The organism is Nonomuraea sp. NPDC047529 (genome assembly GCF_040642995.1).
GTDB lineage: Bacteria > Actinomycetota > Actinomycetes > Streptosporangiales > Streptosporangiaceae > Nonomuraea.
Window position 1 is genome coordinate 43,915 of sequence record NZ_JBEYTJ010000031.1, and the last position, 23,953, is coordinate 67,867.

The 23,953-nt window shown below is 71.6% G+C and carries 22 protein-coding genes; 9 read left to right on the forward strand and 13 right to left on the reverse strand.

All coding sequences use genetic code 11. The features are described 5' to 3' along the window. Together ABZ815_RS36885 and ABZ815_RS36890 are read right to left on the reverse strand one after the other, a co-directional pair. Positions 1-1,659 (reverse strand): GMC family oxidoreductase, encoded by a 1,659-nt coding sequence (locus ABZ815_RS36885; RefSeq protein ID WP_357705857.1) that lies wholly within the window; start codon positions 1,657-1,659, stop codon positions 1-3. After that, positions 1,656-3,161, reverse strand: a complete 1,506-nt coding sequence (locus tag ABZ815_RS36890) for a succinic semialdehyde dehydrogenase (RefSeq protein WP_357705858.1) — start codon at positions 3,159-3,161, stop codon at positions 1,656-1,658. Before ABZ815_RS36890 ends, ABZ815_RS36885 begins: the two co-directional genes overlap by 4 nt. A 124-nt stretch (positions 3,162-3,285) precedes the next feature. Between ABZ815_RS36890 and ABZ815_RS36895 the strand changes: the two genes are divergently transcribed. Together ABZ815_RS36895 and ABZ815_RS36900 are read left to right on the forward strand one after the other, a co-directional pair. After that, complete coding sequence (locus tag ABZ815_RS36895) at positions 3,286-5,409, forward strand: serine/threonine-protein kinase (RefSeq protein WP_357705859.1); 2,124 nt, start codon at positions 3,286-3,288, stop codon at positions 5,407-5,409. Between the two features lie 32 nt (positions 5,410-5,441). Then, entirely contained in the window at positions 5,442-7,496 is a 2,055-nt protein-coding gene (locus ABZ815_RS36900; RefSeq protein WP_357705860.1) for a beta-propeller domain-containing protein, read from the forward strand. A gap of 46 nt (positions 7,497-7,542) precedes the next feature. Here ABZ815_RS36900 and ABZ815_RS36905 read toward each other — a convergent pair whose 3' ends face one another. Together ABZ815_RS36905 and ABZ815_RS36910 are read right to left on the reverse strand one after the other, a co-directional pair. Further along, the gene (locus ABZ815_RS36905) at positions 7,543-9,279 is read right to left on the reverse strand and encodes a glycerol-3-phosphate dehydrogenase/oxidase (protein WP_357705916.1); all 1,737 of its coding nucleotides are present in this window, start codon (positions 9,277-9,279) and stop codon (positions 7,543-7,545) included. A 69-nt stretch (positions 9,280-9,348) separates the two neighbouring features. Continuing rightward, a complete protein-coding gene (locus ABZ815_RS36910) occupies positions 9,349-10,119 on the reverse strand; it encodes a DeoR/GlpR family DNA-binding transcription regulator (RefSeq protein WP_357705861.1) in 771 nt (256 codons plus the stop codon). A 128-nt stretch (positions 10,120-10,247) separates the two neighbouring features. Between ABZ815_RS36910 and ABZ815_RS36915 the strand changes: the two genes are divergently transcribed. The 4 genes from ABZ815_RS36915 to ABZ815_RS36930 are packed head-to-tail and all read left to right on the forward strand — an operon-like array spanning position 10,248 to position 13,987. Next, positions 10,248-11,120 carry an SIS domain-containing protein gene (locus ABZ815_RS36915; protein ID WP_357705862.1) on the forward strand — a complete coding sequence of 291 codons (873 nt, stop codon included), beginning with the start codon at positions 10,248-10,250 and terminating at the stop codon, positions 11,118-11,120. Then, a complete protein-coding gene (gene nagA, locus ABZ815_RS36920) occupies positions 11,117-12,250 on the forward strand; it encodes an N-acetylglucosamine-6-phosphate deacetylase (protein ID WP_357705863.1) in 1,134 nt (377 codons plus the stop codon). Before ABZ815_RS36915 ends, nagA begins: the two co-directional genes overlap by 4 nt. Next, the gene (locus ABZ815_RS36925) at positions 12,250-13,152 is read left to right on the forward strand and encodes a 1-phosphofructokinase family hexose kinase (protein ID WP_357705864.1); all 903 of its coding nucleotides are present in this window, start codon (positions 12,250-12,252) and stop codon (positions 13,150-13,152) included. Before nagA ends, ABZ815_RS36925 begins: the two co-directional genes overlap by 1 nt. Before the next feature lie 10 nt (positions 13,153-13,162). After that, on the forward strand, positions 13,163-13,987 hold the full coding sequence (locus tag ABZ815_RS36930) for a class II fructose-bisphosphate aldolase (protein ID WP_357705865.1): 825 nt from the start codon (positions 13,163-13,165) through the stop codon (positions 13,985-13,987). Here the strand turns inward: ABZ815_RS36930 and ABZ815_RS36935 are convergent. Genes ABZ815_RS36935 through ABZ815_RS36945 form a run of 3 tightly spaced genes read right to left on the reverse strand, consistent with a single transcriptional unit; the run spans position 13,977 to position 15,758 of the window. Then, positions 13,977-14,411, reverse strand: a complete 435-nt coding sequence (locus ABZ815_RS36935; RefSeq protein WP_357705866.1) for a GNAT family N-acetyltransferase — start codon at positions 14,409-14,411, stop codon at positions 13,977-13,979. The two genes, ABZ815_RS36930 and ABZ815_RS36935, sit on opposite strands and share 11 nt — an antisense overlap. After that, complete coding sequence (locus tag ABZ815_RS36940; protein WP_357705867.1) at positions 14,408-15,184, reverse strand: aminoglycoside phosphotransferase family protein; 777 nt, start codon at positions 15,182-15,184, stop codon at positions 14,408-14,410. The genes ABZ815_RS36935 and ABZ815_RS36940 overlap by 4 nt, the downstream gene beginning before the upstream one ends. 1 nt (position 15,185) lies before the next feature. Next, positions 15,186-15,758 (reverse strand): TetR family transcriptional regulator, encoded by a 573-nt coding sequence (locus tag ABZ815_RS36945; protein WP_357705868.1) that lies wholly within the window; start codon positions 15,756-15,758, stop codon positions 15,186-15,188. 70 nt (positions 15,759-15,828) lie between these two features. Between ABZ815_RS36945 and ABZ815_RS36950 the strand changes: the two genes are divergently transcribed. Then, positions 15,829-16,395 (forward strand): dihydrofolate reductase family protein, encoded by a 567-nt coding sequence (locus ABZ815_RS36950; RefSeq protein WP_357705869.1) that lies wholly within the window; start codon positions 15,829-15,831, stop codon positions 16,393-16,395. On the opposite strand, the gene ABZ815_RS36955 is transcribed toward ABZ815_RS36950, so the two are convergent. The 4 genes from ABZ815_RS36955 to guaB all read right to left on the reverse strand — a co-directional run bounded on the left by ABZ815_RS36955 (position 16,396) and on the right by guaB (position 21,048). Continuing rightward, positions 16,396-17,073: an SDR family NAD(P)-dependent oxidoreductase gene (locus tag ABZ815_RS36955; protein ID WP_357705870.1), complete on the reverse strand. Its 678-nt coding sequence runs from the start codon at positions 17,071-17,073 to the stop codon at positions 16,396-16,398. A gap of 11 nt (positions 17,074-17,084) precedes the next feature. Further along, entirely contained in the window at positions 17,085-18,302 is a 1,218-nt protein-coding gene (locus ABZ815_RS36960; RefSeq protein WP_357705871.1) for an RNA polymerase sigma factor, read from the reverse strand. A gap of 138 nt (positions 18,303-18,440) precedes the next feature. Further along, positions 18,441-19,562, reverse strand: a complete 1,122-nt coding sequence (locus ABZ815_RS36965; RefSeq protein ID WP_357705872.1) for a GuaB3 family IMP dehydrogenase-related protein — start codon at positions 19,560-19,562, stop codon at positions 18,441-18,443. Positions 19,563-19,566: 4 nt separating this feature from the next. Further along, positions 19,567-21,048, reverse strand: a complete 1,482-nt coding sequence (gene guaB / locus ABZ815_RS36970; protein ID WP_357705873.1) for an IMP dehydrogenase — start codon at positions 21,046-21,048, stop codon at positions 19,567-19,569. A 435-nt stretch (positions 21,049-21,483) separates the two neighbouring features. On the opposite strand from guaB, the gene ABZ815_RS36975 reads away from it, so the two are divergent. Both ABZ815_RS36975 and ABZ815_RS36980 read left to right on the forward strand, forming a co-directional pair. Then, the gene (locus ABZ815_RS36975; RefSeq protein ID WP_357705874.1) at positions 21,484-22,494 is read left to right on the forward strand and encodes a LuxR C-terminal-related transcriptional regulator; all 1,011 of its coding nucleotides are present in this window, start codon (positions 21,484-21,486) and stop codon (positions 22,492-22,494) included. Between the two features lie 39 nt (positions 22,495-22,533). Further along, positions 22,534-22,911, forward strand: coding sequence for a DUF5319 domain-containing protein (locus tag ABZ815_RS36980; RefSeq protein ID WP_090930411.1), 378 nt, complete (start codon positions 22,534-22,536; stop codon positions 22,909-22,911). Here the strand turns inward: ABZ815_RS36980 and ABZ815_RS36985 are convergent. Both ABZ815_RS36985 and ABZ815_RS36990 read right to left on the reverse strand, forming a co-directional pair. Further along, complete coding sequence (locus ABZ815_RS36985; RefSeq protein WP_357705875.1) at positions 22,872-23,072, reverse strand: hypothetical protein; 201 nt, start codon at positions 23,070-23,072, stop codon at positions 22,872-22,874. The genes ABZ815_RS36980 and ABZ815_RS36985 overlap by 40 nt on opposite strands. Beyond that, positions 23,069-23,704, reverse strand: coding sequence for a sigma-70 family RNA polymerase sigma factor (locus ABZ815_RS36990; RefSeq protein WP_090930520.1), 636 nt, complete (start codon positions 23,702-23,704; stop codon positions 23,069-23,071). The genes ABZ815_RS36985 and ABZ815_RS36990 overlap by 4 nt, the downstream gene beginning before the upstream one ends. Positions 23,705-23,953 lie beyond the last annotated feature (249 nt).

The window sequence follows — 23,953 nt, forward strand, 5'->3', positions numbered from 1 at the left end:
TTACAGTGTATACAGACGCAGTGCGCCCGGAGCCCGCTCCGGCACGGCCGGACTGCGGGGCGCCACCGGGGGCAGCCGCACGTACGGCGCGCCCGGGGCGGGCCTGGGGTCGGGGTCGCCCGCGTTGGGCCACAGGGACATGGCCCGTTCGGCCTGCGCGGTGATGGTGAGCGACGGGTTCACCCCCAGGTTGGCCGACACCGCCGAGCCGTCCACCACGTGCAGCCCCTCGTGGCCGTGGACGCGGTGGTAGGCGTCGATCACGCCGGTCTCGGGCGAGTCGCCGATCACGCAGCCGCCGAGGAAGTGGGCCGTGGTCGGGATGTCGAACAGGTCGAGCCAGGTGCCGCCGGGCACCCCGCCGATCTCGGCCGCCGCGTGCCGTACGGCCTCGTGCCCGGCCGGGATCCAGGTCGGGTTGGGCTCGCCGTGGCCGCGGGCCGACCGCAGGCCCCAGCGGGTGCGCCGGATGGTGATCGAGTTGTCCTTGGCCTGCATGACCAGCGCGATGACGGTCCGTTCCGACCAGCGGCGCAGGTCGAGCAGGCGCAGCGCCTCCATGGGCCGCGCGGCGACCTCCCGGAGCAGGCCGCGCCAGCGGGACTGGCCGCCGTCCACGAGCAGGGTGCGGAGCAGGCCCATGGCGTTGGAGCCGTCGCCGTAGCGCACGGGCTCGATGTGGGTCTCGGCGTCGGGGTGGATGGAGGAGGTGATGGCCACGCCCTTGTTGAGCTTCTCGCCGCCCGCCGAGGTGCGTTCGAAGCCGAGCAGGGCCTCGGAGTTGGTCCTGGTCAGCGTGCCGAGCCTGGGCGACAGGCGGGGCAGGTCGCCGGTGGCGCGCAGCTTGTGCAGCAGGCGCTGGGTGCCGTACGTGCCGGCCGCGAAGATCACCTGCTTGGCCGTGAACGAACGGCGGCGCAGCGCCGACCCGGTCCGGCGGGCGACGACCCGGTAGCCGCCGGAGGGCAGCGGACGCACCGAGGTGACCGTGCACTCCGGGTAGACCCGGGCCCCCGCCTGCTCGGCCAGGTGGAGGTAGTTCTTGACCAGCGTGTTCTTGGCGCCGTGGCGGCAGCCCGTCATGCACTGCCCGCACTCGATGCAGCCGCGCCGCTCAGGGCCCGCGCCGCCGAAGTACGGGTCGACGCCGTCCTCGCCGAAGTAGACGCCCACCGGGGCCAGGTGGAAGGTGTCGCCGACGCCCATCTTGTCGGCGACCCTGCGCATGATGTCGTCGGCGCGGGTGAAGGTGGGGTTCGTGACCGCGCCGAGCATGCGTTTGGCCTGGTCGTAGTGGGGGGCCAGCTCCGACTTCCAGTCGGTGATGCCGGCCCACTGCGGGTCCCGGAAGAAGGGGTCGAGCGGCTCGTAGAGGGTGTTGGCGTAGACCAGCGAGCCGCCGCCCACCCCGGCTCCGGCCAGCACCATCACGCCGGTGCCGCGTTCGCCGCGCAGCACGTGGATGCGCTGGATGCCCTTCATGCCGAGCCAGGGCGCCCACAGGAAGTCGCGCAGCTTCCACGACGTGGCCGGCAGCGTGGACTCGTCGAAGCGGCGGCCCGCCTCCAGCACGCCGACCTTGTACCCCTTCTCGCTCAGCCGCAGCGCCGATACGCTGCCGCCGAACCCCGAGCCGATGACCAGTACGTCGAACGTCACTTGATCCGCAGCTTCCGCATCGTCTTGAGGGTGCCGGCCAGGACGTCGGCCCACGTCTCGTACGTCAGGTCGAAGGGCGGCTCGAAGCCCAGCCAGGACGCCTGCGAGGCCACGGTCTTGGACTCGGTGTACCGCAGCAGGCCCTCCGCGCCGTGCCGGCGGCCGAGACCGGACGCCTTCATGCCGCCCATGGGCGCGTCGTAGGAGGCGTAGGCCGAGCCGTACCCCTCGTTGATGTTGACCGTGCCGGCCTTGACGCGGGCGGCCAGGGCGCGGCCGCGGGCCAGGTCGGTGGTCCAGATGGAGGCGTTCAGGCCGTAGATGGTGTCGTTGGCCAGCTCGACCGCCTCCTCCTCCGAGGTGAAGGAGTAGAGGGCGACCACCGGCCCGAACGTCTCGTTGCGGCACAGGTCCATGTCGTCGCGCACGCCGGTGAGCACGGTCGGCTCGTAGAACAGCGGGCCGAGGTCGGGTCTGGCCCGCCCGCCGGTCAGCACGGTCGCGCCCTTGGCCACGGCGTCGTCCACGTGGGCGCTGACCGCGTCGAGCTGGCGTCGCGAGGTGAGCGAGCCCATCTGGACCGACCAGTCGTGGCCCGCGCCGAGCTTGAGGTTCCCGACCTGCTTGACCAGGCGCGCGGCGAAGTCGTCGAACACGGACGCGTGCACGTACAGCCGCTCGATGGACAGGCAGAGCTGGCCCGCGTTGGTGAAGCAGGCCCTGATCGCCCCCTGGACGGCGAGCGCCAGGTCGGCGTCGGCGAGCACCACCATCGGGTTCTTGCCGCCGAGCTCCAGCGAGCAGCCGATGAGCCGCTTGGCCGCCTCCTCGGCGATCTTCCTGCCGCCCCTGGTCGACCCGGTGAACGCGACGTAGTCGGCGTCGTCGAGCAGCGCGTCGCCGATCTCGGCGGGCTCGCCCAGCACGACCTGCCAGATCTCGCGCGGCATGCCCAGCTCGGCCAGCAGGTCGATGGTCCACAACGTGGACATGGCGGTCTGGGTGTCCGGCTTGTGCACCAGCGCGTTGCCGGCCAGCAGCGCGGGCACGGCGTCGGTCACGCCCAGGGAGAGCGGGTAGTTCCACGGGGAGATCAGCGCGACCACGCCCTTGGGCTGGCGCAGCTCGGCCACGCGGGTGGCGCCGGGGAAGATGCCCTTGCGGCCGCGCGGCCCGAGCAGGCCGGGGGCCCGCCGCGCGTAGTAGAGGCTGCACCCGGCGACGTCGAGCACCTCCTCGAAGGCGTGCTTGCGGGCCTTGCCGGTCTCGTCCTGGACGATGTCGAGGATCTCGTCCCTGCGGTCGAGGATGGCGTCGTGCAGCAGCAGGAAGGGCCTGGCCCGCGCCGCGGCGGGCCTGGCCGCCCACTCGGCCTGGGCGGCCCTGGCTCGCTCGTAGGCCAGGCGTACGTCGTCGGCCGTGGAAATGGGCAGCTCGGCGAGCGGCTCGCCGGTGAAGGGGGCGGTGATCTGCCGGGTCTTGCCGCTGGACGTGACGTGCATGCCAGAAGGATATTCCGCTTGGCTACCGGCGGGTAGTTTTTGCGGATTCGCGGGGTGGGGTCAGAATCCTCTTATGCCATCGTTCGCTCCGCTACGCCCGGGAGATCCGGCGAGTCTGGCCGGCATGGATCTCCTCGGCAGGCTTGGCGAGGGCGGCCAGGGCGTCGTCTACCTCGCGAAAGATCATTCCGGCACGCACGTCGCCGTCAAATGGCTGCGTCCCGACCTGTCCGGCGACGACGTGAGCGTCGAACGGTTCCTGCGCGAGGTCCAGGTGGCCCAGCAGGTGGCGCCGTTCTGCACCGCGGCCGTCCTCGGCACCGGCGTCGAGCAGGAGCGGCCGTTCATCGTCAGCGAGTTCATCGAAGGGCCGTCGCTGCAGCGGGTGGTGCAGGAGGAGGGGCCGCGCACCGGGTCCACGCTGCACCGGCTGGCCATCGGCACCGCGACCGCGCTGGCCGCGATCCACCAGGCCGGCATCGTCCATCGCGACTTCAAGCCCGCCAACGTCATCCTGGGCGCCGACGGCCCGCGGGTGATCGACTTCGGCATCGCGCGGGCGCTCAACGCCACCTCGACGATCAGCAGCATGGTCGTGGGCACGCCGTCGTACATGCCGCCCGAGCAGATCATGGGCCACACCGTCGGGCCGGCGGCCGACATGTTCTCCTGGGCGAGCGCGATGGTCTACGCGGCGTCGGGGCGGGCGCCGTTCGGCAGCGACACCATGCCCGCCGTGATCAACCGGGTCCTCAACCAGCAGCCCGACCTGGGCGTGCTCGACGGCGCGCTGCGTGACGTGGTGGCCGCGTGCCTGGCCAAGGACCCGGCGCAGCGGCCGACGGCCGAGCAGGTGATCATGCGCCTGCTCCAGCACCCGATGCCGGCGAACTCGCCGATCCTCGCGGCGGCCGCCGCCGAAGCCGTCCCGGCCGGGCCTCCCCGGCCCGGACCGATGACCGCGCCCCCGCAGGGGCCCTTCCAGGGACCGCATCAAGGGCCGCCGCCGGGGCCGATGACCGGGCCCGTGCCCGGGGGCCCGCAGCCGTACCCGCAGCAGCAGTGGCGTCCGGCCGGACCGTACGCGCAGCCCACCCACCCGAACGTGCACCCCGGGCACCCGGCCAGGAAGAGCAGGGCACCGCTGGTCATCGGGGTCACGCTGGGCGTCGCCTTACTCGTGCTGGCCGGGCTCGCCGTGCTCATCGCCAACGACAGGGGGACCGTGGCCGCCGACGACGGCCGCACGCCCCCCGCGTCCGCCCAGCCGTCCGACCGGAGCCTCCCGACCGTCTCGCCGTCGGTCGCGCCGTCGGTCGCCGAGGTCTCCGTCCCCAAGGAGGGCCCGCGCCAGGCGCTGCCCGGCGCCGCGATCGGCCTGTACGAGAACACCTCCGACGCCATCGTCCTGACCTCGTACGAGATCTACGACAAGAAGAAGGACGACTGGATCGACCACGCCAGGGACTCGCTGCGCGGCCCGTTCCGCAAGTACGCCGGCAACTGGGAGTCGAACGTCTCCCCAGGCGGCCGCTACCTGGCCACCCGGGGCCGCAAGTACACCGACGACAACTACGACTACATCATCGTCAGCGACCGCCAGACGGGCGAGCGCACCACGATCAAGACCGTCCGCGGCCCGCTGATCGCCAGCATCCGCGGCTGGTCCGAGGACGGCTCGAAGATCCTGCTCAACATCGAGCGGAAGAGCGGCGAGACCTGGACCTACCCGGGCTTCGTCATCGTGGACGTCGCCACGAAGAAGGCCAGGATCGTCATGGTGGACGACACCGCCGTCCGCAAGACCGCCTTCGGCTGGGACGGCGAGGGCCAGGGCGTGGTCAACGTCTTCGGCCCCGAGAAGAACCGCAACCTGCGCTTCTTCGACGCCGCCGGCAAGGCCACGCGCGACGTGCGCTCGATCGGCACGCTGCCCGCCGGCACCCAGGACATCTTCTCCCCCTCGGGCGAGTCGTTCCTGTCCACCTGCCCCAACGGCAGCGACGGCGACACCTGCGTGTGGGACACCGAGTCGGGCGACCGCACGCACAAGTTCACCTCCGACTGCGACAAGGTGCTCGGCTGGTACGACGACAGCCGCCTCTACTGCTGGGAACAGGACAACAACACCAAGGACGAGATCCAGGTCGTCGACTTCAAGGGCACCCTCCTGCGCAGGATCCTCGACGTGCCCGGCGACGTGGACTTCAGCCCGGTCTTCACCGCCAACCCGGCCAAGGGCTCCTGAACCATCCGGCCCGCGCAGCCGTCAAGGAGGTCATGAAGACGCTGATCCGTACGGCCGTGACCGCCGCGGCCCTCGCCACGGTCACGGCGGCCTGCACCTCGGCGGCGACGGGCCAGGCGCCCGTGCCGAAGGTCACGCTCGACGCCGTCCGCCTGGTCGCCTACGACAGTTGCGACGACATGCTGTCGGGCCTGCGGGAGCACGCCGCGGAGAACGTCGGCCCCTGGGGCTTCGGCGGCCCGCAGATCATGTACATGGAGGACACCGCCACCACCGCGAGGGCGAAGACCACCTCCGACACCCCTGAGCACTCCACCACGAACGTGCACGAGGCGGGCGTGGACGAGCCCGACCTGATCAAGACCGACGGCAACCGGATCGTCACGGTCGTGGACGGCAACCTGCGGATCATCGACACCGCGACCAAGAAGGTCACCGCGTCGCTCAAGCTCACCAAGAAGGACGAGCCGACCTTCGCCCCCGCCGACCTGCTGCTGTCCGGCGACCGCGCGCTGGTGCTGTTCCGCGGCGGCGACATCATGCTCAAGCGCTTCGCGCCGCCCGGCGAGACCCGCTACGTCGTGGTCGACCTGGCCGGGCAGCCGAAGGTGCTCAGCACGATCCGGGCGCAGGGCTCGTACGTGGACGCCCGGATGATCGGCTCCACGGTCCGGCTCGTCACCCGCAGCCAGCCCGACATCACCTTCCCCGAGCCCAAGAGCCCGGACACCACCGAGGCCGACCGCAAGAAGGCCAACCAGGCCGTCGTACGGCAGGCGCCGCTCACCGCCTGGCTGCCCACGGTCGAGATCACCAGCGGGTCCGGCGCGGTCAAGAAGGACACGGTCAAGTGCGAGCGGGTCAGCCACCCCGCCGACTACACCGGCACCTCGCTGCTGACCGTCCACACCATCGACCTGGCCCAGGACGTCGCCGCGACCGGCACCGAGCCCATCAGCCTGGCCGCCGACGGCGACACCGTCTACGGCAGCGGCAAGAGCCTGTACGTCGCCAGCAACCCCCGCTGGTGGTTCCCGATGGTCACCGAACCGATGCCCGTCGAGCCCGTGCCGACGGCCACCGACGGGGCCCCGGCCGTCGAGCCCACGCCGAGCGACCCGGCCGTGACCACCGGCCCGGCCGAACCGGCGGTCACCAGCAGCGCCCCCGCCACGCCCGCCACGTCCGCCACGTCCGCGCCCGCCACGCCCGCCACGTCCGAGCCCGCCCCCGACCCCACTCCGACGGCCCCGCCCGAGGAGACCGAGGTCCACCGGTTCGACATCGGCGCCCCCGGCGCTCCCACGTACGTGGCCTCCGGCAAGGTCCCCGGCCGCCTGCTGAACCAGTACTCGCTGTCGGAGTACGAAGGCCACCTCCGCGTCGCCACCACCCTCACCTCCACCGACGGCAAGGACAGCGCCAGCAGCGTGTACGTGCTCGCCGCCGACACCATGGCCAAGGTCGGCGAGGTCGGCGGCCTCGGCCGGGGCGAGCGCATCTATTCGGTCAGGTTCATCGGCCCAGTGGGCTACTGCGTGACGTTCAAGCAGGTGGACCCGCTCTACACGCTCGACCTGCGCGACCCGGCCGCCCCCAAGGTGACCGGCGAGCTGAAGATCACCGGCTACTCGGCGTACCTGCACCCGGGCGCCGACGGCCGGCTGATCGGCATCGGCCAGGAGGCCAGCGACAAGGGCAGGACGCTCGGCACGCAGGTCTCGCTGTTCGACGTCAGCGACCCGGCCGCCCCGCGCAGGCTGTCGCAGCTCTTCCAGAAGGAGGCGGGCTCCGAGGCCGAGTGGGACCCGCACGCGTTCCTGTACTGGCCCAAGACCGGCCTGTCGGTGATCCCGCTGATGACCCCCAAGGAGTCGGGCGCGCTGGTGCTGAAGATCGACGACTCGGCCGTGACGAAGCTCGGCATGATCAAGCACCCGACGCACCAGGCCGAGGACTACGCCTACCAGCCCGGCATCCAGCGTTCGATCATCATCGGCGACGCCCTCTGGACGCTGTCCTGGGACGGCCTCCAGGTCAACGACGCCACGACTCTGGCCCGTCAGGGGTGGATCGCGCTGCGCTGACCCCCGCGGCCCCTCGCGAGGGCGGGTGACCGGTCCGCCGGGACGGTCACCCGCGCTCCGGCGCGACGACGGGCACGATCTCGGGCGCGCCCAGCCGGATGGCGTCGGCCTCCTGGTCGGAGTCCTGCTCCTGCGAGCGCCGCTCGGCCTCGACGCGCTTGGTGTAGTACTCCACCTCCCGCTTGACCTGCTCGGCGTCCCAGCCGAGCGGCCCGGCCAGCAGCTCGGCGGCCTCCTGGGCCACGGCCAGCCCGCGGTGGAAGGTCTCGATGGAGATGTGCGTCCGCCTGGTCAGCACGTCGTTGAGGTGCCTGGCGCCCTCGTGGGTGGCGGCGTAGACGATCTCGGCCCGCAGGTAGTCGTCGGCCCCGGCCAGCGGCCTGCCCAGAGACGGATCGCCCTCGACCAGCACCAGCACCTCGTCGATGAGCGAGCCGTAGCGCTGGAGCAGGTGCTCGATCCGGGCGACGTGCAGGCCCGAGGTGTGGGCGAGGCGGTAGCGGGAGTTCCACAGCGCCTGGTAGCCCTCGGCCCCGGCCAGCGGCACGCGGTCGGTGCACGAGCGCGGCACCCGCTGGTCGAGCCCGTGCGCCACCGCGTCCACCGCGTCGCGCGCCATGACCCGGTACGTCGTGTACTTCCCGCCGGCGATCATCACCAGCCCCGGCACCGGATGCGCCACGACGTGCTCGCGCGACAACTGCGACGTCTGGTCGGACTCCCCCGACAGCAGCGGCCGCAGCCCGGCGTAGACGCCCTCGACGTCGTCGCGGGTCAGCGGCACCGCCAGCACCTCGTTGACGTGGTCGAGCAGGTAGTCGATGTCGGTACGGGAGGCCGCCGGGTGGCCCTTGTCGAGCGTCCATTCGGTGTCGGTGGTGCCGATGATCCAGTGGCGGCCCCACGGGATCACGAACAGCACCGACTTCTCCGTGCGCAGGATGACGCCGGTGCTGGAGTGGATGCGGTCGCGCGGCACCAGCAGGTGGATGCCCTTGGAGGCCCGTACGTGGATCTGGCCGCGCCCGCCGACCAGCTCCTGGATGTCGTCGGTCCACACGCCGGTGGCGTTGACGACCTGCTGGGCGCGTACGTCGAACTCCGCGCCGGTCTCCAGGTCGCGCGCCCGCACGCCGGTGACCCGCTCGCCCTCCCGCAGGAACCCGACCACCTGGGCACGCGGCGCGACCCGGGCGCCGTAGGTGGCGGCGGTGCGCAGCATGGTCATCACGTAGCGGGCGTCGTCGACCTGGGCGTCCCAGTACTGGACGGCGCCGGTGAAGGCGCTCTTCTTCAGCGCCGGGGCCAACCGCAACGCCCGTGACCTGGACAGATGCCGATGGCCCGGCACCCCGCGGGTGAGCCCGGAGGCGAAGCCGAGCGTGTCGTAGAGCGCCACCCCGGCCCCCACGTATGGACGCTCCCACCCGAAATGGGTCATCGGGAACAGGAACGGCACCGGCCGGACGAGGTGCGGGGCCAGGCGCTGGAGCAGCAGGGCCCGCTCCTGCAAGGCCTCGCGCACCAGCTCGAAGTTGAGCTGCTCCAGGTAGCGCAGGCCGCCGTGGATGAGCTTGGACGAGCGCGAGGAGGTGCCGGAGGCGAAGTCACGGGCCTCCAGCAGGGCCACGTCGAGCCCTCTGGTCGCGGCGTCGAGCGCGGTCCCGGCCCCCACCACGCCGCCGCCGACCACGACCACGTCGAACTCCTGGGCGGACATCTCCGCCAGCGCCGCCGCGCGCTCGGCCGGCCCGAGCCGGGCCACACTCCTACCAGCCGTCATCATCCCCCCATGGGTCGTCTGCGGTCAGTACCTACCCGTACGCCCGGTTCCATGTAACGCCGGACGGATTCAGGCGCGTACGACCTTGACGCCCGCGTCGGTGAGCCGGCCGGTGAGCTCGTCGGAGAGCCGGGCGTCGGTGACCAGCGTGTCGATCTGCTCGATCGGGCAGATGCGGGAGAAGGCCCGCCGGCCCACCTTGGAGGAGTCGGCCACCACGACGACCTGGGCGGCCCGGCTGATCAGCAGGTTGTTCACGCTGGCCTCGCCCTCGTGGTGGGCCGAGGCGCCGAGGTCGACGTCGATCGCGTCGACGCCGAGGAAGGCCACGTCGAGGGTGACCTGTTCGAGCACGCCCGAGGCCAGCGGCCCGATCAGCTCGTACGACTGCTGCCTGGCCACCCCGCCGGTGACCACGATCTTGACGTGCTGCCGCACGGTCAGCTCGGCGGCGATGTTCAGGGCGTTGGTGACGATCGTGAACCCGCTCTCCAGCGTGGACAGCGTGGCGAGGGTGCGGGCCAGCTCGGAGGTCGTGGTGCCGCCGTTGAGGCCGACCACGGCCCCCGGGGTGACCAGGCCGGCCGCCGCGGCGGCGATGCGGTGCTTCTCGTCGGCGTGCCTGGCGGTCTTGTAGCGCAGCGGCAGGTCGTAGCTGACGCTCTGGGTGACGGCTCCGCCGCGGGTGCGCATGAGCATCTGCTGCTGGGCGAGCTGGTCGAGATCCCGCCGGATCGTGGCGGTGGAGACGTCGAGCGCCTCGGCCGCCTCCTCCACCGACAGCCGGCCCTCCTGCGCGAGCAGCTCCAGGATGGCGTTCCAGCGATCGTAGCGGGACACGAAGCCTCCAATGAGATCCGGACAGGATCAAGCGTGGCACAGACGGACAGGTCTGAGCGACCACTGCACAAAGATGCGCTTTTACTGTATAAAAAAGGCAGAAACAAACAACTACGGGGAGGAACGCGGTGACCACCCATACCGAAGCCGAGATCGAGTCCCAGCCGTCCTGCTGGCGGCGTGCCGTGGCCGATGTGCCCGCCGGCGCGCTGCCCCAGCCCGGCGAGCGGGTGGCCGTCATCGGCTGCGGCACGTCGTGGTTCATCGCGATGGCCTACGCCACGCTGCGCGAGCGGGCCGGGCAGGGCGAGACCGACGCGTTCGCCGCCTCCGAGGCGCCGGTCGGCCGCTCGTACGACCGGGTGCTCGCGCTGACCCGCTCCGGCACCACGACCGAGGTCCTGGAGCTGCTGTCCAGGACGAACGCCCGCACCACGGCCATCACCGCCGACCCGAAGACGCCGGTCATGACGGCCGCCGACGAGGTCGTCGTGCTCGACTACGCCGACGAGACCTCGGTCGTGCAGACCCGCTTCGCCACCACCCAGCTCGCCATGCTCCGCGCCAGCCTCGGCGAGGACCTCACGGGCGCGATCGCCGACGCCGAGCGGGCCCTGGCCGAGCCGCTGCCCGCCGAGCTGATCGAGGCCGAGCAGTTCAGCTTCCTCGGCAGCGGCTGGTCGGTCGGCCTGGCCCAGGAGGCCGCGCTGAAGATGCGCGAGGCGTCGCGGTCGTGGACGGAGGCGTACCCGGCGATGGAGTACCGGCACGGCCCGATCAGCATCGCGGGCCCCGGCCGCGTCACCTGGATGCTCGGCACCGCCCCCGAGGGCCTGCGCGAGCAGGTCGAGGCGACCGGCGGCACGTTCGTCGAGAGCGGCCTCGACCCCATGGCCGAGCTGGTGCGCGCCCAGCGGGTGGCGGTCGCGCGGGCCTTCGCCCGTGGGCTGAACCCCGACGAGCCCATGCACCTCACGCGATCTGTGATCCTTTCTTCATGAGCCTTACTCTCGCCGACGCCCGGATCGTGACCCCCGAAGGGGTGCACGAAGGATGGCTGACCATCGAAGACGGCCGCATCACGCATGTCGGCCACGGATCGGCGCCCAGCCCCGGCCTGAGCCTCGGGGGGCGGCACGTCGTCCCCGGGTTCGTCGACATCCACAACCACGGCGGCGCGGGCGGGTCGTTCCCGACCGGCGACCAGGACAAGGCACGCGACGCCGTGGCCCTGCACCGGCGGCACGGCACGACCACGATGATGGCCAGCCTGGTCACCGACGCGCTCGACGGGCTGTCCAGGGCCGCCTCCTCGCTGGCCGAGCTGTGCGAGGAGGGGCTGCTGGCGGGCATCCACTTCGAGGGGCCGTACATCGCCAAGGCGCGTTGCGGCGCGCACGACCCCTCCCTGCTGCGCGAGCCGTCGCCGCAGGAGCTGTCCGGGCTGGTCAAGGCCGCGCGCGGGCACGCGCGCATGGTCACCGTCGCCGCCGAGCTGCCCGGCGGCCTCGACATGATCCGCACGGCCGTCGGCGAGGGCCTGATCGCGGCGCTCGGCCACAGTGACGCCGACTACGACCAGGCGATCGCCGCCATCGAGGCGGGCGCCACCGTCGCCACCCACCTCTACAACGCGATGCCGCAGCTCGGCCACCGCGCGCCCGGCCCGATCGCCGCCCTGCTGGAGGACGAGCGGGTGACGGTCGAGCTGGTCAACGACGGCGTCCACGTGCACGCGGCGATGTTGCGCCTGGCCTACGAGGTGGCCGGCCCCGGCCGTACGGTACTGATCACCGACGCGATGGCGGCCACGGGCCTCGGCGACGGCGACTACGTGCTCGGCCCCATGCGGGTGCGCGTGAGCGACGGCGTGGCCAGGCTGGTCGAGGGCGGCTCGATCGCGGGCTCCACCCTCACCATGGACGCCGCCTTCCGCCGCGGCGTGCGGGAGCTGGGCATGTCGCTGCCCGACGCGGTCCAGGTGGCCTCTCTGACCCCCGCGCGGGTGCTCGGCCTGGCCGAGGAGATCGGCTCGATCGCCGTCGGCAAGGCCGCCGACCTGGTCGTGCTCTCCGGCGAGCTGGAGGTCGACGGCGTGATGAAGAACGGCGACTGGATCACGGAGCCCTGATGATCATCACCGTGACGCTCAACGCCGCGCTCGACGTGACCTACGAGGTCCCGTCCGTCACCTGGGACGGCGTCAACCGGGTCGGCGCCGTCCACCGGCGCGCCGGCGGCAAGGGCGTCAACGTGGCCCGCGTGCTGGCGGCCCTCGGCCAGGAGGTCCTGGTCACGGGGCTGACGGGCGGGCCCACCGGGCAGGCGATCGAGCACGACCTGCGGGCCGCCGGCCTGCCCGCCGCCCTGACCGGCGTCGCCGCCGACTCCCGCACCACGCTGGTGGTCTCCGAGCCGGGCGGCGCCACGTTGTTCAACGAGCCCGGCCCCGAGGTCACGGCGGCCGAGCTGGCGGCGTTCACGGAGCACTACACGTCGCTGCTGGCCGGCGCCGAGGCCGTGGTCATCTCCGGCAGCCTGCCCCGCGGCGTGCCGGCCGACGTCTACGCGACCCTGGCCTCCCTCGCGGCCGGCGCGGGCGTGCCGGCCATCGTCGACGCCGACGGCGACCCGCTGCGCCACGCGCCGGAGGGGCGCCCGTCCGTCGTCAAGCCCAACGCCGAGGAGCTGGCCAGGGCCGTCCCCGGCGGCACCCCCGAGGAGGGCGCCCACGCGCTGCGCGAGCGGGGGGCCGAGGCCGTGGTCGTCTCCATGGGCGCCGACGGGCTGCTCGCGGTGACGGGCGAGGGCACCTTCCGGGCGCGGATGCCGTACACCGTCCAGGGGAACCCGACCGGGGCCGGCGACTCGCTGGTCGCGGGGCTGGCACTGGGCCTGGTCGAGGGCTCCCCGTGGCCCGACAGGCTGCGGCGGGCCGCGGCGCTGGGCGCGGCGGCCGTCGCCGCGCCGGTCGCCGGCGACTTCGACGGCGAGGTCTACGCCGACATACACCCCCAGATCATCATCACGTAAGGAGCTCGTCATGGCCCTCGCCGGAATCGGCGACATCGTCCGGCAGTCCCCCGCTGGGGTGGGCGCGTTCAACGTGATCCAGCTGGAGCACGCCACCGCCATCGTGGCCGGCGCGGAGGCGCTCGGCCTGCCGGTCGTGCTGCAGATCAGCGAGAACTGCGTGCGCTACCACGGCGCTCTGGAGCCCGTCGCGCTGGCCGCGCTGGCCGTCGCGCGCCGCGCGGAGGTGCCGGTCGCGGTCCACCTCGACCACGCCACCGACCGCGCGCTGGTGGAGGAGGCGGTGTCGCTGGGCCTCGGCTCGGTCATGTACGACGCCTCCGCCCTGCCCGACGAGGAGAACGTGGCCGCCACGGCCGAGGTCGCGGCCTGGTGCCACGAGCGCGGCGTCTGGCTGGAGGCCGAGCTCGGCGAGGTCGGCGGCAAGGACGGCGTGCACGCGCCCGGCGCCCGCACCAAGCCCCACGAGGCGGTCGACTACGTCGCCAGGACCGGCGTCGACGCGCTCGCCGTGGCCGTCGGCACCTCGCACGCCATGACCACCAAGGACGCCGTGCTCGACCTGGAGCTCATCGCCGAGCTGCGGGCGGCGGTGCCGGTGCCGCTGGTGCTGCACGGCTCGTCCGGCGTGCCCGACGACGTGCTGCGCGAGGCCGTGCGCAACGGCATGAAGAAGATCAATATCGCCACCCACCTGAACAAGGCGTTCACCCGGGCCGTACGCGACTACCTGGCCCACGACGAGCGGGTGGTCGACTCCCGCAAATACCTCAACGCGGGCCGCGACGCCGTGGCCCGCGAGGTGAGTCACCTGCTGGGCGTGCTCACCGGCTGAGCTCCTTGCGCATCCGCACGGCCGAGCGGCCTTCGAGATCGACCCGGCCGGTCTCGACGTAGCCGAGCGAGGTGTAGAGCGCGATGTTCGAGGCCATCTTGACGTTGGTGTAGAGGCGCAGGGCGGGCAGGCCGAGCCGGGCGGCCTCCTGCTCGGCGTAGGCCAGCAGGCCGCGGCCGATGCCCCTGCCGTGCAGGTCGGGCCGGACCGCGACGTTGTCGACCAGCAGCGCGCCCTCCTCGGGGATGAGCACGACGAGCCCTTCGAGGCCGTCGGTGACGTGCACCCGGCCCGCGGCGATGAGGGCCGGGTAGTCGGCCTCCATGGGCAGCGGCCGCGTGCCGATGATCTCGGCCCAGGGCTGGTAGGCGTCGTGGACGAGTTGTTCGACGGCGGCCCTGTCGGCCTCCTGCGCCAGTCTCATGCGCCCAATGATCGCAGCACCCTCTCGACCTGACGAGCGAAGGTGCCGGGGGGATTGCGCGGGCTGTCGTGCGAGAGCAGGAACAGCCAGACCAGGCTCTGCAGCCTGCGGCAGTCGCGCAGCCGGCGTTCCTCCGGCCCGCTCAGCTCGAACCGGCGGGCGATCTCCACCTCGCCGTCCACCCACATCGAGACGTGCTCGGACAGCTCGGCCAGCTCGTGGGCCAGGTCGCTACGGCCGGAGTCCTCGAAGTCGACGATGCGCACGCGGACGCCGTCCCACAGGAAGTTCGCCAGGTTGCCGTCCCCCGCCCCGAACGCCGGCCGCACCCCCGCCTCACCGGGACGCCAGGCCTCCAGCCAGCGCACGCCCTCCTCGACCGCGCGGTCGGCCAGCGGGTCGCGGGGCCGCCAGGCGGCCGCCCGTTCCCTGACCCAGTCGCTGACCGCCTCGATCTGCCACGGACGGACCGGGACGGCCTGGAGCACGCCCGACGGGACGGCCTCGTACAGCTCGGTGAGCGCCGCGGCCATGGCGGCCAGGGGCGACTCCTCGGCGGCCAGGCCGCGCAGCGGCACGCCGTCGATCCTGGTCATGCGCACGACGCCGGCCTCGAAGGCGATCGGCCGCGGTGACAGGCCCGGCGCGTGCTCGGCCAGCAGGGTGAGCGCCCGCCACTCGCGCTCGGCCGCGCCCGGCTTGCCGTCGATGTAGCGCTTGGTGACGACGTCTCCGTCGAAGTCGAGGAGATGGGTGTGCACAAGATCGGCCATGCTACGGCAGGATACGCTCGACCGCCTGCCGTACGAGCTCGCGGATCTTGTCCTCGCCGAACACGTCGGGCAGCGTGAGCCGTTCGACCACCAGCCAGTTCATCGCCAGGTAGAGCAGCTCCACGCTGGTGGCGTCGCCGGGCAGCCCCGACTCCAGGTGGTAGCCGACGTTGGCCTCGACGTCGGCGCGGATGCGCTCGGTCAGCACGGCCCGCAGCTCCGGCCGCCTGGTGGCCTCCAGCCGCAGCTCCAGCAGCGCCAGGTAGCCCGGCCTGAACGCCGAGATCCGGTCGACCAGCTCGATCATGAGCCGCACCACGCGCTCCCGGTCGCGGGGGCCGGACAGGCTCTCGGCGATGGTCTGCGCGTCCGGCTGGAGCCGCTCGTAGATCCGGCCGCCGGCCTGGGTGAAGAGCTCGTCCCGGCTGGCGAAGTAGTTGGAGGCCGTGCCCGTCGGCACCCCGGCCTGCGCGTCGACCGCGCGGAAGGTCAGGCCGCGGGCACCCTCGGCGGCCAGCACCTCGATCGCGGCGTCGACGAGCGCCGCCCGCCTGGCCAGGTTCTGTCGAACCACGTTGACACCACTCCATCTGTAGTACTACGGTGTGACCACTTCACTCATAGTACTTCAAACGGAGTTACGTATGCGCAAGCTTGTCTACTACGTCGGCGTCTCCATCGACGGTTACATCGCCGGCCCCGGTCACGAGGTGGACTTCTATCCCGTGAGCGACGCCCTGATGGGCTACATCAACGGCGAGGTCCCCGAGGCCGTGCCGACGCACATCAGGGCCCAGATCGGCCTCGACGCGCCCAACCAGCGCTTCGACACCCTCCTGATGGGCCGCGGCACCTACCAGCCGGCGCTCGACGTCGGCATCACCAGCCCGTACGCCCACCTGCGCCAGTACGTCGTGTCCAGCACGATCGGCAAGATCGACGACCCGGCCGTCGAGCTGGTCGAGAGCGACCCGCTCGCCCTGGTGCGCCGCCTGAAGCAGGAGGACGGCCTCGACATCTGGCTCTGCGGCGGCGGCAAGCTGGCCGCGGCCCTGCTGCCCGAGATCGACGAGCTGATCATCAAGTCCTACCCGGTGGTGGCCGGAGCGGGCGTCTCCGCGTTCGACGGGGCGTTCCGGCCGACCACGTTCACCCTGACCGGCACCCGACCGTTCGAGGGCGGTGTGGTCCTCATGACCTACACCCGCTGATCACCACGGCAGCGGCACCCCGTCGCGGAAGAACCCACCGGTCGGCCCGCCGTCGGACAGATCCGCCGCCCACAACACGCTCCGCGCGCCCTCGGCGACCGGCCGCCCGCCCGGGCCGCCCATGTCGGTCGCCACCCAGCCCGGGCAGACGGCGTTGACCAGGATGCCGTCGCCGCGCAGCTCGGCCGCGAGCATCTTCGTCAGCGCGTTCAGCGCCGTCTTCGACACCGTGTACGCGGGCGTGCCACCCCCCATCGAGGCCAGCGAGCCGACCTCGCTGGAGACGTTGACGATCCGCCCGTGCGCGCCGGCGCGCAACAGCGGCAGCAGTGCGAGGGTGACCCGCCAGGCGCCCAGCAGGTTCGTCTCCAGCGCCTCCGACACCACGCCCAGGTCCGCGTCGCAGGCCCGCTGCCAGGTGTCGTAATGGATGGCGGCGTTGTTGACCAGCACGTCGACCCGCCCATGAGTCGACTCCAGCTCCCGCGCCAGCCCTGCCGCCGACCGCTCGTCGGCGACGTCGAGCCGGCGCGCCAGCACGTCGCCGGGGATGCCCGCCGCGGCGTCGCGGGCCTTGTGCTCGTCCCTGGCGGTCAGCACGACGGTGTCGCCGGCCGCCGCGAGCTGCTTGACCACCTCCAGCCCGATCCCCCGATTGGCCCCTGTGACCACACACACCCGGTCCACCTTCACGTCCCCCTCAACGTCGCGCGTCTGCGGCGCAGGAACTCCCGCTCGACCTCGTTGCCCGCGCAGGCGATCGCCTCGTCGTACGCCCGTGCCGCCTCCCCGTCGCGTCCCAGCCGTCGCAGCAGGTCGGCCCGTACGGCGTGGAACAGGTAATAGCCTGTCACCTCCAGCCCCTCGACCAGCGTCAGCCCCGCCTCAGGCCCGTCCACCTCGGCCACCGCCACCGCGCGGTGCAACGCCACGACCGGCCCCGGCGTGAACGTCAGCAGCAGGTCATAAAGCTGGACGATCTGCCCCCAGTCGGTCTCCCCCACGCTCGGCGCGTCGCCGTGCACGGCGTTGATCGCGGCCTGCACCTGGTACGGCCCCGGCCGCCCCCACCCCAGGCAGCGCCGCACGATGTCCTGCCCCTCCTCGACCAGCGCGCGGTCCCAGAGCGCGCGGTCCTGCTCGGCCAGCGGCACCAGCTCCCCGCCCGCGGTCCGCGCCGGCCTGCGCGCCTCGATCAGCAACATCAGCGCTAGCAGGCCCCACACCTCGGGCTCGTCCGGCATCAGCTCGGCGAGCAGCCGCCCGAGCCGGACGGCCTCCGCGCACAGGTCCTCCCGGACCAGCCGCTCGCCCGAACTGGCCGTGTACCCCTCGTTGAAGATCAGATAGATGACCGCCAGCACCGCGCGCAGCCGGTCCGGCAGATCCGCCGCCGCCGGCACCCGGTACGGGATCCCCGCCTGCCGGATCTTGTTCTTGGCCCTGACCAGCCGCTGGGCCATGGTCGCCGCCGGCACCAGGAACGCGTGCGCGATCTCGTCCGTGGTCAGCCCGCCGAGCAGCCGCAACGTGAGCGCCACCCGCGCGTGCGGGGCGAGCGCCGGATGGCAGCAGGTGAAGATCAGCCGGAGCCGGTCGTCCCGCACGGGCCCCTCCTCGGCGGGCTCGTCCCGGGCGTGCAGCAGCGCCGCCTGCACGTGCCTGTCGTGGCGGCCGGACTCCTTGCGCAACCGGTCGACGGCCCGGTTCCTGGCGGTCGTGATGATCCAGCCGGCGGGGCTCGGCGGCGGGCCCGCCTGCGGCCACTGCCGCGCCGCCACCGCGAACGCCTCCTGCACCGCCTCCTCGGCGACGTCGATGTCGCCGAACGCGCGGACGAGCACGGCCACCGCCCGGCCGTACTCCTCCCGGAAGGCGCGTTCCACCTGATCGTCCCGGTCGGACATTCTGCAACCACCTCGCCGTGACGGGCGTCCCTGTGCATGTCCTGAACGAACGGCGGCCCCCGGAATCGACACGGCGCCCGCCGGAAGAACACTCGGCTCCCGGAGGTCGCAACCCCCGGGAGCCGTCGCGGACGTCGGTCAGCGCTGGATCGGCGCGACCACGACCTCGACCCGCTGGAACTCCTTGATGTCGGAGTAGCCGGTGGAGGCCATCGTGCGCTTGAGGGCGCCCATCAGGTTCATCGAGCCGTCGGCCACGCTGGAGGGGCCGTGGAGGATCTGCTCCAGCGTCCCGACCTGGCCGAACTCCACGCGGCGGCCGCGCGGCAGGTCGGGGTGGTGGGCCTCGGAGCCCCAGTGGAAGCCGTGCCCGGGGGCCTCGGACGCCCTGGCCAGCGGCGAGCCCACCATGACGGCGTCGGCCCCGCACGCGATGGCCTTGGCGATGTCGCCCGAGGTGCCCATGCCGCCGTCGGCGATCACGTGGACGTACCGGCCGCCGGACTCGTCCATGTAGTCGCGGCGGGCCGCGGCCACGTCGGAGATCGCGGTGGCCATCGGGACGGCCACGCCCAGCACGTTGCGGGTGGTGTGCGAGGCGCCGCCGCCGAAGCCGACCAGCACGCCCGCCGCGCCGGTGCGCATCAGGTGCAGCGCCGCGGTGTACGTGGCGCAGCCGCCCACGATGACCGGCACGTCGAGCTCGTAGATGAACTGCTTGAGGTTGAGCGGCTCGGCGCGGCCCGAGACGTGCTCGGCCGAGACGGTGGTGCCGCGGATGACGAAGATGTCCACCCCGGCGTCGATCACGGCCTTGTGGTACTGGACCGTGCGCTGCGGCGACAGGCGGACGGCCGTCGTCACCCCGGACGCCCGGATCTCCTCGATGCGGCGCCCGATCAGCTCTTCCTTGATCGGCGCGTCGTAGATCTCCTGGAGCCGGCGGGTCGCGGCCGCGGCGTCGAGGGCGGCGCACTCCTCCAGCAGAGGGGACGGGTCCTCGTAACGCGTCCAGAGCCCTTCGAGGTCGAGCGGGGCCAGGCCGCCGAGCCGGCCGATCTCGATCGCGGTGGCGGGCGAGACCACGCTGTCCATGGGGGCGACGACGACGGGCAGCTCGAACCGGTAGGCGTCGATCTGCCAGGCGATCGACACCTCTTCCGGGTCACGGGTGCGTCGCGAGGGCACGAGCCCGATCTCGTCGAGCGCGTACGCCCTCCGCCCGGTCTTGCCCCGGCCGATCTCCACCTGCTGAGTCATGAACTTACCTTCTGTGATAGTTCGGAGCTTCCACGGTCATCTGGATGTCGTGGGGGTGGCTCTCCTTGAGGCCCGCTGCCGTGATCGGCATGAGCTCGCAGTCGGTGTGCATCTGCGTGATCGTGCGGCAGCCGGCGTACCACATGCCCTGGCGCAGCCCGCCGATGAGCTGGTGGGCGACGGCCGCGACCGGCCCGCGGTAGGGCACCTGCCCCTCGATGCCCTCGGGGATGTACTTGTCCTCGCCGCCGACGTCGGCCTGCGCGTAGCGGTCCTTGCTGAAGGAGGTGCCGCCGCGCTCGCGGTTGCGCACCGCGCCGAGCGACCCCATGCCCCGGTACGACTTGAACTGCTTGCCGTTGATGAAGATCAGCTCGCCCGGCGACTCCTCGCAGCCGGCCAGCAGCGAGCCCAGCATGACCGTGTCGGCGCCGGCCGCGATGGCCTTGACGATGTCGCCGGAGTACTGGAGGCCGCCGTCGCCGATCACCGGCACCCCGGCGGGACCGCACGCCTTGGACGCCTCGTGGATGGCCGTCACCTGCGGCGCGCCCACCCCGGCCACCACGCGGGTGGTACAGATCGAGCCCGGGCCGACGCCGACCTTGACCGCGTCGGCGCCCGCGTCGACCAGCATCTGGGCGCCCGCCCTGGTCGCGATGTTGCCGCCGATGACCTGGACCTTGCTGTTGGCCTTGAGCTTGGCGATCATGTCGGCCAGCCCCTTGGAGTGGCCGTGGGCCACGTCGACGACGACGACGTCGACGCCGGCCTCGATCAGCGCCTTGGCCCGCAGCTCGGCGTCGCCGCCCACGCCCACGGCCGCGCCGACCAGCAGGCGGCCGTCGGCGTCCTTGGTGGACAGCGGGTACTGCTCGCTCTTGGTGAAGTCCTTGACCGTGATCAGGCCGCGCAGCCTGCCGTCGGGGTCGACCAGGGGCAGCTTCTCGATCTTGTTCTGCCGCAGCAGCGCGAACGCCTCGTCACGCGACACCCCCACCGGCGCGGTGACCAGCGGCATCTTGGTCATGACCTCGCGCACGGGGCGGGTCTGGTCGCTCTCGAAACGCATGTCGCGGTTGGTCACGATGCCGACCAGCGTGCCCGCCACGTCCGTCACCGGCACCCCGGAGATCCGGTACGTCGCGCACAACCGCTCGACGTCGGCCAGCGTGTCGTCGGGGCTGCAGGTGACCGGGTTGGTCACCATGCCGGCCTCGGACCGCTTGACCAGATCGACCTGCTGGGCCTGCTCCTCGACCGACAGGTTGCGGTGAAGGATGCCGATGCCGCCCTGGCGCGCCATGGCGACCGCCATGCGGGCCTCGGTCACGGTGTCCATGGCCGCGGAGACGAGCGGGATGGACAACGTGATGTCCCGTGACAGGCGGGACCCCGTGTCTGCCTCACCTGGCTGGAGATCGGAGTAGCCGGGCACCAGCAGCACGTCGTCGAAGGTCAAACCCATCTCGGTGAACTTGGACATGCCTCGGCCCCCTCCTGACCTCTGCGCTGATTGACCTAAGTCTAGGGCCTGCCTCCAAAACGCAACGAAGCCGGGAGGACGACGACCCCCAGGGTCCGTCGTCCTCCCGGCTTCGCCGTCCGGAACGTCAAAAGTGCCGGGGGATGGGACGGTCGGTGATCCGCCCCATACCCCGGCCACCGGCACCCAGGCCCCGCGGCGCGTTCACGCCACCGAACCCCCCTCCGCGTCCTGATGGCGGCTGCCGCAAGGCCCCGCTTCAGGGTGCCGACGCTAGGTAAAGCCTGCGTCACTCAGCGGCACGGCGCAATGTGAAAACGTGCAATTGCACGAAGTTGCACGTTCCGCCGATGATTCCGGGCAAGGTCCGGACACGCACGCGGCAGGGGGTTATCCTCGCGGCACGCCCGTGTCCCCCCGACGGAGCCGCCCATAATGCGAAACCAGCCTCGGCGTGTTGCAGAGCCCTTCGAGACGCTGGGCCTCGACCCGGCGCAGACCGCCCTGTACACGGCGTTGCTGCGCCTGCACAGAGCCACGCGCACCGATCTCGCCCAGGCTATGGACGGCCCCGTCGAGAAGGTCGGACGCCAGCTCGACGACCTGGTCAAGCTGGGGGTGGTCGACGAGCAGTCCGGCGAGTACCTGGCCAGGCACCCGGCGGCGGCGCTCGGCCGGGTCATCGCCGAGCGGCTCGACCGGCTGGCCGAGGAGAGCCGGCGGATCGATTCCGCGCTCGGCTCGATCCGCGGGCTGATCCACGACTACGACGCCGGTCGCGATTATCAGAGCGGAACATTTCCGGTGGAGATGGTGAACGGCGCGGACGTGCTCTACGAGAGCGTCGTCGGCATAGCCGTGCAATCGCCGCCGATGGAGTTGTTGACCGCAATCCCCGACGAGCGCACAATGGCAGATTTTGTTCGTAAATTTGCGGACCCATGGATTGATGCGCAGAAACGGCAGCTTCTTACCGTCCAGGTGATCATCCCGGTCTCCACGCTGAGCCTGCCGGGCGTACGCGAACAGCTCACCCGCCTGCTCGACACCGGCGGCAAGGTGCGCACACTCGACCGGGTGCCGAGCTGGTTCATGACGGCCGGGCCCGAGGTCGCCGGCCTGCCCGCGCTCTGGGGCGGCAACCTGCCCGACCACGCCTACAACTTCTACCTGGTGCGCACGCCGATCGTCGTCGGCGTGCTGCGCTCGCTGTTCCACGAGCTGTGGGGCCGCGCCGTGCCCCTGCCCTGGGGGCGCAGGGGCGACGGGATGGTCCAGGTGCTGCGCCTGGCCGCGCAGGGCGTGTGCGACGACTCCATCGCCCGCCAGCTCGGCGTCTCGGTCCGGACCGTACGCGCGAGGTTCGCCGACGCCATGGCCGAGCTGGGCGCGCAGTCGCGCTTCCACGCCGGCGTGGAGGCCGCCAGACGGGGATGGCTCAGCTAATACTCTCCGCCGGGGCCGCTTCGGTCATATGGTGGGAAGGTGCTGGAAGACGTCCCCCGCGACCCGTTCGCGGACGACCCGAACGACCCGTCCTCGGCGATGGGCGCTCTCGACGACGCCGAGCCACTCACCGCGGCCGAGCGCGACGAGGCCATCACCGACCTGGCAGACGTCGAGGTCTTTCGCTCCCTGCTCGAACCGCAGGGGGTGCTGGGCCTGGTGCTCGACTGCCCCGAGTGCGGCGAGCAGCACTTCTTCGACTGGGAGCTGCTGCGCGGCAACCTTCGCCAGATGATCGAGAAAGGCCAGCCGCAGGTGCACGAGCCGGCCTTCCACCCCGACCCCGCCGACTACGTCAGCTGGGAGTACGCCCGAGGCTACGTCGACGGCGTCATCGACACGGAGGAGCGCCGCTGATCGACCTCCGAGACATCGTCCAGTAGCGCGCCCAGCAACCGCACCGCAGGGTCGGACGAGTCACGCGCCCGGCCCTGTGCGACCGCGTCGAGCAGCTCGTCGGTCTTACGCAGGTCGTCGGCCTCGAGGAGCGCATGGAGCTCGTCGTCCTCCGGCGTCAAGCCGACTCCAGCTCGGCCATCTGCCGCAACCTGGCCAGCGCCCGATGCTGGGCTACGCGGACCGCACCTGGTGACATACCGAGTACATTACCGGTCTCCTCGGCGGACAGGCCCGACACCACCCGCAACAGCAGCAACTCCCGCTGGTTGTCGGGCAGCCTGGCCAGCAGCCTGCGCGCGTGCTCGACCTCGATGTAGCGGACCACCGTCTCCTCGGGCCCCGGGCCGTCGTCGGGCCCGTCAGGCAGGTCCTGGGTGGGCACGGCCGAGCGCACCGAGCTGCGCAGCGCGTCGGCCACCTTGTGCGAGGCGATCCCGAACACGAAGGACGCGAAAGGGCGCCCCATGTCCCGGTATCGCGGCAACGCGGACAACACCGCGATGCACACCTCCTGGGCTACGTCATCGGCAATGTGATATTGCCCTGAAACCCTGCCCAGCCTGGCGCGGCAATACCGCACCACCATGGGACGCAACTCCCCGAGCAGAGATTCGATCGCACTGCGATCTCCCTGCACGGCGAGGCTCGTCAGTTCCCTTAGGTCGGAGTCATCCGTTCGTGCCGGAAGTCTCGACGCGAGCCTTACCCCAATTTTGGCGTCGGCGACGCTTCCCTCGCTCACGATAGGCATGATGCCCGCACTGATCCGGCCTGTCCCCATGGCGAACGGCTACGGATTGGTCACATTGAAGCGGCGATAACTACCAGTAATCGAATGACCACACTAAGCCTTAAGAGCTGACATAATATTTCACCTGATAACCCGAAATGCACGACAATTGCCAGCCCCCGACGCTTAACCTCCACTCCCGGTTTACTCCAATAATCCACCTCTTCCCTCACTTTTCCTCACCGCATGCCCTCAGCCACCAGGAGCCCC

Coding starts and splice junctions, on each gene's coding strand:
- ABZ815_RS36890 (WP_357705858.1), bottom strand. CDS start 3,161: ATGCACGTCACGTCCAGCGGCAAGACCCGGCAGATCACCGCCCCCTTC.
- ABZ815_RS36895 (WP_357705859.1), top strand. CDS start 3,286: ATGGATCTCCTCGGCAGGCTTGGCGAGGGCGGCCAGGGCGTCGTCTAC.
- ABZ815_RS36900 (WP_357705860.1), top strand. CDS start 5,442: ATGAAGACGCTGATCCGTACGGCCGTGACCGCCGCGGCCCTCGCCACG.
- ABZ815_RS36905 (WP_357705916.1), bottom strand. CDS start 9,279: ATGACGGCTGGTAGGAGTGTGGCCCGGCTCGGGCCGGCCGAGCGCGCG.
- nagA (WP_357705863.1), top strand. CDS start 11,117: ATGAGCCTTACTCTCGCCGACGCCCGGATCGTGACCCCCGAAGGGGTG.
- ABZ815_RS36925 (WP_357705864.1), top strand. CDS start 12,250: ATGATCATCACCGTGACGCTCAACGCCGCGCTCGACGTGACCTACGAG.
- ABZ815_RS36930 (WP_357705865.1), top strand. CDS start 13,163: ATGGCCCTCGCCGGAATCGGCGACATCGTCCGGCAGTCCCCCGCTGGG.
- ABZ815_RS36935 (WP_357705866.1), bottom strand. CDS start 14,411: ATGAGACTGGCGCAGGAGGCCGACAGGGCCGCCGTCGAACAACTCGTC.
- ABZ815_RS36940 (WP_357705867.1), bottom strand. CDS start 15,184: ATGGCCGATCTTGTGCACACCCATCTCCTCGACTTCGACGGAGACGTC.
- ABZ815_RS36950 (WP_357705869.1), top strand. CDS start 15,829: ATGCGCAAGCTTGTCTACTACGTCGGCGTCTCCATCGACGGTTACATC.
- ABZ815_RS36960 (WP_357705871.1), bottom strand. CDS start 18,302: ATGTCCGACCGGGACGATCAGGTGGAACGCGCCTTCCGGGAGGAGTAC.
- ABZ815_RS36965 (WP_357705872.1), bottom strand. CDS start 19,562: ATGACTCAGCAGGTGGAGATCGGCCGGGGCAAGACCGGGCGGAGGGCG.
- guaB (WP_357705873.1), bottom strand. CDS start 21,048: ATGTCCAAGTTCACCGAGATGGGTTTGACCTTCGACGACGTGCTGCTG.
- ABZ815_RS36975 (WP_357705874.1), top strand. CDS start 21,484: ATGCGAAACCAGCCTCGGCGTGTTGCAGAGCCCTTCGAGACGCTGGGC.
- ABZ815_RS36990 (WP_090930520.1), bottom strand. CDS start 23,704: ATGCCTATCGTGAGCGAGGGAAGCGTCGCCGACGCCAAAATTGGGGTA.